The 10115-nt window shown below is 73.1% G+C and carries 8 protein-coding genes; 2 read left to right on the top strand and 6 right to left on the bottom strand.

Annotation, left to right across the window (positions count from 1 at the left end):
- Nucleotides 1–96 precede the first annotated feature (96 nt).
- Nucleotides 97–834, top strand: coding sequence for an ABC transporter ATP-binding protein (locus tag AB0C20_RS04280; protein WP_357191350.1), 738 nt, complete (start codon nt 97–99; stop codon nt 832–834).
- The gene (locus AB0C20_RS04285; protein WP_357191347.1) at nt 828–3305 is read left to right on the top strand and encodes an FtsX-like permease family protein; all 2478 of its coding nucleotides are present in this window, start codon (nt 828–830) and stop codon (nt 3303–3305) included. The genes AB0C20_RS04280 and AB0C20_RS04285 overlap by 7 nt, the downstream gene beginning before the upstream one ends.
- Before the next feature lie 178 nt (nt 3306–3483).
- On the opposite strand, the gene AB0C20_RS04290 is transcribed toward AB0C20_RS04285, so the two are convergent.
- The 6 genes from AB0C20_RS04290 to AB0C20_RS04315 all read right to left on the bottom strand — a co-directional run.
- Complete coding sequence (locus tag AB0C20_RS04290) at nt 3484–4428, bottom strand: TauD/TfdA family dioxygenase (RefSeq protein ID WP_357567300.1); 945 nt, start codon at nt 4426–4428, stop codon at nt 3484–3486.
- Nucleotides 4429–4463: 35 nt separating this feature from the next.
- A complete protein-coding gene (locus AB0C20_RS04295) occupies nt 4464–5408 on the bottom strand; it encodes a TauD/TfdA family dioxygenase (RefSeq protein WP_357191343.1) in 945 nt (314 codons plus the stop codon).
- A 16-nt stretch (nt 5409–5424) separates the two neighbouring features.
- Entirely contained in the window at nt 5425–6180 is a 756-nt protein-coding gene (locus AB0C20_RS04300) for an alpha/beta fold hydrolase (RefSeq protein ID WP_357191340.1), read from the bottom strand.
- Nucleotides 6177–7475, bottom strand: coding sequence for an MFS transporter (locus AB0C20_RS04305; RefSeq protein ID WP_357191338.1), 1299 nt, complete (start codon nt 7473–7475; stop codon nt 6177–6179). The genes AB0C20_RS04300 and AB0C20_RS04305 overlap by 4 nt, the downstream gene beginning before the upstream one ends.
- A complete protein-coding gene (locus tag AB0C20_RS04310; protein ID WP_357191336.1) occupies nt 7445–8413 on the bottom strand; it encodes an ornithine carbamoyltransferase in 969 nt (322 codons plus the stop codon). The genes AB0C20_RS04305 and AB0C20_RS04310 overlap by 31 nt, the downstream gene beginning before the upstream one ends.
- 25 nt (nt 8414–8438) lie before the next feature.
- Nucleotides 8439–10115, bottom strand: a 1677-nt coding sequence (locus AB0C20_RS04315) for a serine hydrolase (protein WP_357567301.1), incomplete at its 5' end; no start/stop codon positions are given.

Here is a 10115-nt window from a genome sequence, read left to right on the forward strand (position 1 = left end):
CCGACGCCGGTGCCCCTTCCCGGTATCGCTAGCACTACCCCAAAGATTCGCTCCCGCGAGGCTGTGCAAAGCCTCGCCGTACACCAAGGTTGAACCATGACCCGTGACGCGATCCGGCTCCGCAACGTCACCCGCACCTATGGCGCGGGCGACGGAGCGGTGACCGCATTGAACGACCTCTCCCTGTCCTTCACCGAGGGCACCTTCACCGCCGTCATGGGCCCCTCCGGATCGGGCAAGTCGACGCTGCTGCAGTGCGCGGCCGGCCTCGACCGGCCGACCTCCGGCTCGGTGCTGCTCGGCGAGACGGACCTGACGACGCTCAACGAGACGAAACTGACCCTGCTGCGCCGCGAGCGCATCGGCTTCGTGTTCCAGTCCTTCAACCTCCTGCCGGCGCTGACCGCCGAGCAGAACGTGGCGCTTCCGTTGCGGCTGGCCGGGCGCCGGCCCGGCCGCTCGCAGGTGCAGGACGTGCTGGCCCAGGTCGGGCTCGCGGGTCGGGCCAAGCACCGGCCGGGCGAGATGTCCGGCGGCCAGCAGCAGCGCGTCGCGATCGCCCGGGCGCTGATCACCCAGCCCGAGGTGCTCTTCGGCGACGAGCCCACCGGCGCGCTGGACTCCACCACCAGCCGCGAGGTCCTGACGATGCTGCGGGCCATGGTGGACGAGCAGCGGCAGACGATCGTGATGGTCACCCACGACCCGGTCGCCGCGTCGTACGCCGACCGCGTCGTCTTCCTCGCCGACGGCCACCTCAACGGCGAGCTCGAGGCGCCCACGGCCGAGGCCGTCGCCGCCCGGATGACCCAGATGGAGATCGTCGCGTGCTGACCGTGACCCTCAGCACCCTGCGGACCCGCTGGGTGACGCTCGTCGGCACGTTCGTCGCGCTGGCGCTGGGCGTGGCGCTGATCGCCACGATGGGCCTCGGGCTCGCGTCGACCCTCGACGCCCCCGACCAGAAGCCCGAGCGCTTCGCCGGCGCGCCGGTCGTGGTGCGCGGCGCCGACGAGCTGCGGGTGCCCTCGCCGATCGGTGACCGCACCCAGCCCCTCGCCCAGCCGCGCGGCGTCGCGCCCGAGGTCGCCAAGGCGCTCGCCGCGAAGGCCCCCACGGTCGCCGACCGGTCGTTCCCCGTACGCGTGGTCGGACCCGGCGGCGACGACGGCCTGGTCGGGCACCCGTGGTCGATCGCCGCGTTCGGCGGATACCGGCTGACCGCCGGGCACGAGCCCCGCATGCCCACCGAGGTGGTGCTCCCCGGCGACGCGTCCCTGGTCGGCAAGGCGCTGTCGGTACGCACGCCGGCAGGGCTGAGCACGCGTACGGTCGCCGGCGTGGTCGCGCCGGCCCGCTTCGAGGAGCCCATCTTCTTCGCCGACGCGGAGGCCACCAAACTTTCGCCGCGCATCGACAACCTGGTCGTGCAGGCGGCGCCCGAGATGGTGCGTACGGTGGTCGGCGCCGGCTCGGACGTCCAGGTGCTCACCGGCAGCGACCGGCACAAGGCCGACCCGGAGCCCAACCGCGACCGCGACGCCCTCATCGCCATGAACGCCCTGCTGGGCACGGCGGGCGGCGTCACCACGTTCGTGTCAGTCTTCGTGGTGGCGTCCACCTTCGCCTTCGCCGTCGCCCAGCGGCGCCGCGAGATCGGGCTGATGCGCACCGCCGGCGCCACCCCGCGGCAGGTGCGTTCGATGATGTTCATGGAGGCGGTGGTGGTGGGCGTGCTCGCCTCGGTCGCCGGGTGTGTGCTGGGCTCGTACGGCGCCCCGTGGCTCGCGAGCCTGCTCGTCGACGAACAGCTCGCGCCCCCGTGGTTCACCATCGGGGCGTACACCTGGCCGTACCACGTGGCGTTCTGGACCGGGCTGCTCGTCGCGCTCGGCGGGGTCACTGTCGCCACGGTGCGGGCGGGGCGCATCCGTCCCGTCGAGGCGCTGCGGGAGGCCTCGGTGGACACCAGGGCCATGACGCTGGGGCGCTGGATCTTCGGTGCCGGCCTGCTCGCTACCGGGCTCGGCATGCTCGTCTGGCGGCTGATCGCCGACCCGGGCGAGGCGCTGCACCGCAAGACATACACCACCCAGCCGATGCTGCTGATCACCGCGGTGGCGCTGCTCGCGCCGATCCTCGTGCGGCCGCTGACCCGGCTGCTCGCGTGGCTCCCGGCCCAACTGCCCGGCGCCACCGGCATGCTGGTGCGCGAGAACGCGGCCGCCGGCGTGCGGCGCACCGCGGCGATCGCGGCGCCCGTGCTGGTGACCGTGGCGCTGGCCGGCTCGCTGCTGGGTGCGACGGCGACCATCAACGAGGCGAAGGCGAACGAGATCCGGGAGCAGACCCGCGCCGACCTGATCGTGCAGGCCGACGACGCCGCCGGGGGTTTCGCCGCCCAGACGGTGGCGCAGGTCCGCCAGGTGCCCGGAGCCACGGTGATGGCCAGCGCCGCCACCGCCGTCTACACCCTCGAGGAGGGCACGGCGCTGATCCGCTCGGACGCGCAGGCCGTCGACCCGGGCGAGCTCACCGCAGCGCGCAAGCTGCCGGTGCAGGCCGGCGACATCGCCGACCTCGACGACAGCAGCATCGTCGTCAACGAGGAGTGGGCGCAGCACACCGTCGGCGAGCAGGTCGACGTGTGGCTCGGCGACGGCACCAAGAAGTCGCTGCGGATCGCGGCCGTGATCGCCGCCGGCACCGGCAACAACGGCGTCTACCTGACCCCGCGCAACGCTCCCGGGGTCACGCCGGATCGGCTGGAGGTCACCTGGGCCGCAGGCGCCGACGCGAGCGCCGGGACCGCGGCGGTCCGGGCCGCCCTGCAGCCCACCGGCGCGGATGTGCAGACCCGGGCGGAGTGGATCCAGTCGGAGTACCCGAGCAACAGCCGCCAGACCCGCGTCGGCTACCTGGTGGTGCTCGGCATCGCGCTGATCTACACCGGCATCGCGCTGGGCAACACCATGGTGATGGCCACCTCCGACCGGGTACGCGACCTCGCGGTGCTGCGCCTCGCCGGTGCGACGAAGCGGCAGATCCTCATCCTGGTCGCCGTGGAGGCGATGACCGTCGTGGTCGTCGGCGCGGTGCTGGGCACGATCGTGACGGTGGTCAACATCCTGGGCATCTGGGGCTCGCTGGCCGCCCTGTCGGTCTGGTCCAGCGTGGTGCTGCCCTGGCAGACGCTCGCGGCGACGCTGGGGGCGTGCGTGGTGGTCGCCGTGGTCGCCTCCGTGCTGCCCGCCGCCGGCGCGCTGCGCACCCGCCCGGTGGAGCTGGCCGGCGCCCGCGAGTGAGCGCCGCCCGGCCCTGACAGCGCCGGGCACCGACCGCTTCGGGTCGGTCCCGCCGGGAGCCCGTTTCCCCCATTGCGGGCTCCCGGCGACCCGAAGGACCAGTGCCCCCAGACAGTCCCGCCGGGTGCGGCCGGGATGTCTGGGGGCACGACTTGTCGCGCAGTTGCCGCGCAACGGCTCAGGCGGACGGCTCCGCCATCGCCACCGCGATCCGGCGGGGCCCGGTGAAAGGCTCCCGCGCGTGGGCGGCCAGCATGTTGTCCACGACCAGGACGTCGTCGCGCTCCCAGTCGAAACGGGACGACGCGGCCCGGTACGTGGCGCGCAGGTGGTCCATAACGTCGTCCGGGATGCGCCCGCCGTCGCCGTAGTACGTGTTGGTCGGTAGATCCTCCTCCTCGAAGATCGCCAGCATCCCCTCCCGAACGTCCTCCGCGAGCGTGGTCACGTGGAAGAACGTGGCGTGGTTGAACCAAACCCGCTCGCCCGTCACCGGGTGGGTGTGCACCGCGGAGCGCACCGCCACGGTCCGCAGGCCACCGTCCGGGCGCCAGTGCGGGGTCAGGCCCTTGTCGCGGCAGTATACCTCCACTGTGGACCGGTCGTCGGTACCGAAGGTCTGCTGCCACGGCACACCGAAGTCGGCGTGGAAGTTGCGGATCACCCGCCAGCCGCGCCGCTCGAACTCCTCGCGTACGGCCGGGTCGAGGTTGCGGTAGACCTCGCGGATGTCCGCGAGCGGGGTCGCGCCCCGCGTGTGCGCCGGCTCGATGCAGTAGAAGTACAACGTCTGCGGCCAAACGGCCTGGTAGGAGTTCTCGTTGTGCAGGAAGATCTCCTCCTCGGCGGGGTAGTCCGTCGAGGTGTAGACCTGCCCCTGGATGGTGCTGCGCGGCGAGGACCGCTCCGCGTACGTGAGCGGGGCCGAGCCGGAGAACGCCCGGACCACACCGTCGAAGCCCTCGACCCCGCCGACCGGGAAGCCGCGCAGCAGCACGGCTCCCCGGTCCCTGAGGTTCGCGCGCAGGTCCTCGCGGTTGTCCCGGATGTAGTCGTGGACATCGGTGCCGGGGTGCGGGGCCCGCCGGACCGCGGCCACCGTCTGCCTGATGCTGCTCGTCATGTCGGCGTGCTCCCTTCGTTGCCGTCGGCCGCGACTCAGTCGGACATCGCGACGAGGACCCGGCGGCCGCCGGTGAACGGCCGGCGGCCATGCGCGAGCGCCATGTTGTCGATGACCATGAGGTCGCCGGCCCGCCAGTCGACGTCGACGGCGTTGTCCAGCCCTCGGTCGCGGATCTGCAGGATGTACTCGGCGGGGATGGGCGAGCCGTCCGCGTAGGTGACGTGCTGCGGCAGGTCCTCCTCCGGCATGATCTGGGCCAGGGCGGCCGCGGTGTCGTCGCCGAGTCCGGCGGTGTGCCACTGATCGGCCTGGTTGAACCACACCTCCACGCCGGTCACCGGGTGCCGGATGGTGGAGGGGCGCACCGAGCAGATCCGGACGCTGCCGTCGCGCTTCCACTCCCACGTGGCACCCGCGTCGGCGAGGAACGCTTCGACCTGCGCCCGGTCGGTGGTCTCGAACGTGTCCTGCCAGCTCTTGCCGAAGCCGTACCCGTCGTGCAGGTTCTGCACGTAGCGCACGCCGCCGGCGAAGGCCTCGCGGACCTCCGGGTCGAGCGAGTTCAGCCACAGGGCCGCGTCCAGCACGGGCGTGGCGCCCCCGCCGCCCGGCTGCACCTGGCAGTAGAAGGCCAGCCGGGTCGGCCAGGCGTGCGCGTAGCTCATCTCGTTGTGCATCGAGATGGTGAACTCCTGCGGATACTCCGTGGAGGTGTAGACGTTGCTGCCGACCTTGGTTCGCGGAGAGTTGCCGTGCACGTACGCGAGCCGGTTGGGCAGCAGGTGGTCGAAGACCGGGTCCAGCGTCTCCGGCGTGATGCCGAAGCCCCGGAACACGAGCGCCTTGTGCTCGGTGAGCAGGTCGCCCAGCTCGGTGCCCAGGTCGCCCAGGCGTGCGACGATCCCCTGCGGCCCGCTGCGGCCGACCGCAGGGATCTCCAGCGGGGACCAGACCTTGGTGTGCTCCGTCTGCGTCACTGACTTACCCTCTCGTTCACGACAGCCGCCTCGTGATGTGCGAGACGAGCTCGGCCTGGCGCGGTGCCAGGTAGAAGTGGTCACCCGGAAAGCTGTGCAGCTCGAACCGCCCGGGCGCGGTGAGATCGGACCAGCCGCGGACGCGCTCCGGCGCGCATCCGGGGTCACGGTCGCCGACGTACGCGGTGATCGGAGCGCGCACCGGGGCCGGAGCCGCCGGCCGGTAGCCCTCGATGAGGGCGTAGTCCGCGCGCAGTGCCGGTAGCAGGAGCTCGCGCAGCTCGGCGTTGTCGTACGCCGCCGAACCGAGATCGCCCAGCCTTCGGACGCCCGCGACGAGCGCGTCGTCGCCCAGCTCGTGCAGCCCCGTCCGCTGGGCCTGGTGCGGGGCCGCGCGGGCCGAGACGAAGAGCCTGCGCACCGGGATGCCGGCAGCCTCCAGGCGGAGCGTGACCTCGTATGCGACCGAGGAGCCCATGCTGTGCCCGAACAACGCGACGCTGCGCGGCGGACACCGGCTCAGCGCCGCAGTGATGTCGTCGGCGAGCTCGGCCATGTCGGTCGCGCACGGCTCGGCGAGCCGGTCCTGCCGGCCCGGGTAGCGCACCGCGAGCACTTCCACGTCCGCCGGCAGCAGCGCGGACCAGCCGTGGAAGAGCTGGGCGTTGCCGCCGGCGTGCGGGAAGCAGACGAGGCGTACGCGGGGTTCGACGACCCGGCGGTACGCGCGGAACCAGTCCTCGGGCCGGGCCTGCCGGCGGATGTCGGTCATCGTTGTCCGCTCTGCTCGGATCGGGAGACACCCACGGCACGGTCCTCGGCGCGCAGTGCCGGGCTCAGCGCACACGCGAGGGCCAGCACGGCCATCGCGGCGCCGATGGTGTGCAGGGTCGCTCCCCCGCCCCAGGCCGCGAGCAGCACGCCGCCGACAAGTGCGCCGAGCGCGTTGGTGCCGGAGCCGACGATGTTCATCGCCGCCGCGACCCGGCCCTGCAGCGCGTCGGGTGTGACCCGTACCTGGTAGACCGCGGCGGTCACGTTGAAGATCGCGCCGACGAAGCCGGTCGCGGCGAACAGCACGCCGAGCACGACGGGGTTGCGGGTGAAGGCCATGGCGCTCATCAGCACCGCCCAGGCGCTCGCGCCGCCGAGCAGGGTCGCGCGCTGGGTGAGGCGGCGCAGCCACCAGCCGCCGGTGAGGGCGCCCGCGACGCCGCCGATCCCGCCGATGCCGACGATCACGGCCAGCGTCGCCGGGCTGCGGTTCTCCTCCTTGACCACGACGATCAGGGTCAGGGCGAGCACCTGGAACAGGATGTTGCTGAGCGCCACGAAAACCAGCGCTCCGCGCAGGAACCGCTGCCGCCACAGCCACCGAAGCCCGTCGAGCACCTCGGCGGTGAGCTTGCGGCGGGGCGCCCGTTCGCCCTGGAACTCCTTCTTGATGAGCAGGAGGGCGACCAGGGAGATCAACGAGGCGAGCGCCGAGAACGAGAACGGGGCCCAGCGCGCCGCGGTATGCAGCAGCACCCCGCCGGGCTGACCGATCAGGCCGGCGGCCCGGCTGCGTGCCTCGTTCTGCGACAGGGCCTGCCCGAGGTGGGCGGGGTGCACGACGTTGCGTACTGCCCCGCGCTCGGCGAGCTTGTAGAAGACGGCGAGGCTGGTCTCCACGAACGCCGCCGCCGCGAGGTGGGCGACCGACACGAAGCCGAGCGCCAGCGCCACGGCGACGCTGCCGAGCACGAGCGCACGGCCCGCCTCGCAGGTGATCATCAGCCGGCGGCGGTCCCACCGGTCCGTGAGCGCCCCGGCCGGCAACTGCACGAGCAGCACCGGCAGCAGCGCCGCGAACGAGACCGCGGACATCGCCAGCGGCGAGTTGGTGTGCCACAGGACGATCAGCGGGTAGGCGACGGCGCTGACCCGGGCGCCGACGAAGGAGACGCCGGCGCCCGACCAGAGCAGCAGGAAGTCGCGGTTGCGGCGCAGCGGCGGCGGCGCGTCCCTGCCGGGCGGAGCCTGGCCGACGGCGGTCACCGCGGCGAGCCGTCCGCGGGCCGGCACCACTCCAGCACAGCCATGGCGCTGTGCATCTTGTTCTCCGCCTGGTCGAACGCGATGCTGGCCGGACCGTCGAGCACCTCGGCGCTCACCTCGTCGCCTCGGTTGGCCGGCAGGTCGTGCATGAACACGGCCTTCGGGCTGGCCTGCCAGAGCCCGGCGTCCACTGTGAACGGTGCGAAGACCTCCCGCCACCGCGGGTCGGGCTTGACCGTGCCGGTGGTCTCCCAGCGGGTCGTGTAGACGACGTCGAGGTTGGCGGGCAGGTCGTCCATGTCGTGGCGCTCGGCGAACGAGCAGCCGTACCGCGCCGCCTGCTCGGTCGCCCCGAGCCGGTACGCAGGCGGCAGCCCGTACCCGGGCGGGGTGCGCATCTCCAGCGTCACGCCTTGGAAGCGGGTGAGAGCCAGGGCCAGGGCCGTGGCGGTGTTGTTGCCCTCGCCGACGTAGAGCACCCGCAGCCCGTCGATGTGGCCGAAGCGGCGCGTCATCGTGGTGAGGTCGGTCAGCGCCTGGGTCGGGTGCTCGTCGGCGCTCATCGCGTTGACGACCGCCATCCGGTCCTGCGCCGCCCACTCGCGCATCTCGGCCGGGTCGGCGGCGGTCCGCGCGACCAGCACGTCGAGCATCCGGGACATGACCCGGCCGGTGTCGGCGTTGGTCTCCCCCGTGTTCAGCTGCAGGTCGGCGGGACCGAACGCGATGATCTGCGCGCCCAGCCGCAGCGCACCCGCGGAGAAGGCCGTACGGGTGCGAGTGGAGGTCCTGCTGAAGTAGATGCCGGCCACCCGCCCGGCGAGCGGGCGGGTGTGAGCCGCCCGTCCGCTGGTGCCGTCGCCGGCGGCCGCCGAGAATTCCACGCCCCGCGCGACGATGGCCCGCAGGTCGTCGTCGGTAAGGTCGTCGATGGAGATCAGATGGCGTACGCGTTGCTGGGTCATGTCCGCTCCCTGGCTGCGCGCCGGATCAGGCACGCTCGTCGTCGGTGATCACGGGCCGCAGCACGGCCGCCGCGGCGCCCGCGTCGGGGCCGGCGGTGCCCGCCCAGCCGGCCGCGAGAGTGCCGCGGCCGAAGGATGCGTCGCGCTCGGCGAGCGCGGCGGTCAGGTGCCGCACGACGTCCTTGCCGCCGTCGGCGTTGGTGAGGGCGACGAAGCCGGAGCCACCGGTGACCCGGCTGATCGCCATGTTCCAGTAGCCGGCGGGTTCGCCGCCGTGGCCCAACTCGAGGTCCGCGCCGGTGTCGTCGACGATCGTGCCGAGCCCGTAGAAGCTGCCCGGTTCGGCGCCGACGAGCTGCTGCGCGTACGGCTGGGCGAGCAGCGCCCCCGGCTCCCCGAGCAGGCAGCGGCGCACCTGCGCGGCGAAGGTGGCGAGGTCGCCCGCGGTTGACCACAACCCGGCCGCCGCGAGGTGCCCGCGCTCACGCCAGCCGCCGTCCAGCACCGTCCCCCGCCGGTCGTGCCCGAGCGCGACGCTGCGCCCCGCCGTACGCGGGAAGTCCTGCGCGAAGCTGCTGCTGGTCATCGCGAGCGGGTCGAGCACGAGCCGGCGCATGAGCGGCTCGAAGGCTTCGCCGGTGACGTCCTCGAGGACCTGCTGCACGACCCAGTAGTGGGTGCTGGACTTGCGGAACGCCGACCCGGGCACCAGCTCGCGCCGGACCTCCGGGTTGACCGCGGGCGGCCGTCCGGTGAGCAGGTCCAGCAGCGTGGGCACCGGCTCGCCAGGGCGGAAGCCGACGCTGCGGTGCCGGGCCAGTCCGGCGCGGTGGCCGAGCAGGTGCCGCAGGGTGAGCGGGCCCGGCGCGTTCGCGTCGGCCGCGGGCCGCCAGGAGGTGAGGTACGCGTCGACGTCCAGGTCCAGGTCCAGCACCCCGTCCGCGACGAGCCGCAAGGCGGCGAACGCGGTCAGGTGCTTGCTGATCGACCCGGTCTGGAAGATCGTGCCCGGCTCGACGGCCGGGTCGGCCTCCGCGCCGAGCACACCGAGGCCGAGCGTCTCCGCCACCTCGCCGTCGCGCAGCAGCGCGATGCTCGCGCCCGGCACGTGGTTCTCCGCCATGACAGCGCGGAGGCCGTCGGCGAGATCCGGCAGGACGGCCCGGGACGCCGCCGCGCGGGCGCGGTCCACCAGGGCCGCGGCCACGGCGAACTTCGGGTCCTGCGCCCCGGGTGCCTCGCCGGCCCGCCAGAGCAGGTCGGCCAGGAGCTCGGCCGACACCGTCACCTGGGGTTCGGGGGCGGCGGCCTGCGTGGCCTCCTCGGCTGCCTCGGCTTCGTCGGCGTCGACGGCCGCGGCGAGTGCGTGCAGGGTCTCGTGCTGGTACATGCGCCAGATAGAGACGGTCAGCCCGGCCTGCCTGGCCGCAGCCAGCACCTTGATCATCAGCAGCGAGTGGCCGCCGAGGTCGGCGAAGCGGTCGTGCACGCCGATCTGGTCGACGCCGAGGACCTCGGACCAGATGCCGGCCAGGAGCCGTTCGGTGGGCGTCTCCGGCGCGACGAACTCGTCAGCGGTGTCCATCGTGGCGCGGTCGGGCGCCGGTAGGGCCCGCCGGTCGACTTTGCCGTTGGCGTTGAGTGGGATGACGTCGAGACCGACGAACGCGGACGGGACCATGTACTCCGGCAACCGCACCCG

This window comes from Micromonospora sp. NPDC048843 (assembly GCF_040649965.1).
Lineage (GTDB): Bacteria > Actinomycetota > Actinomycetes > Mycobacteriales > Micromonosporaceae > Micromonospora > Micromonospora hortensis.

Bases quoted from the DNA above. Each gene is read 5' to 3' on its own strand.
- AB0C20_RS04280 (WP_357191350.1), top strand. From the start codon at position 97: ATGACCCGTGACGCGATCCGGCTCCGCAACGTCACCCGCACCTATGGC.
- AB0C20_RS04290 (WP_357567300.1), bottom strand. From the start codon at position 4,428: ATGACGAGCAGCATCAGGCAGACGGTGGCCGCGGTCCGGCGGGCCCCG.
- AB0C20_RS04300 (WP_357191340.1), bottom strand. From the start codon at position 6,180: ATGACCGACATCCGCCGGCAGGCCCGGCCCGAGGACTGGTTCCGCGCG.
- AB0C20_RS04310 (WP_357191336.1), bottom strand. From the start codon at position 8,413: ATGACCCAGCAACGCGTACGCCATCTGATCTCCATCGACGACCTTACC.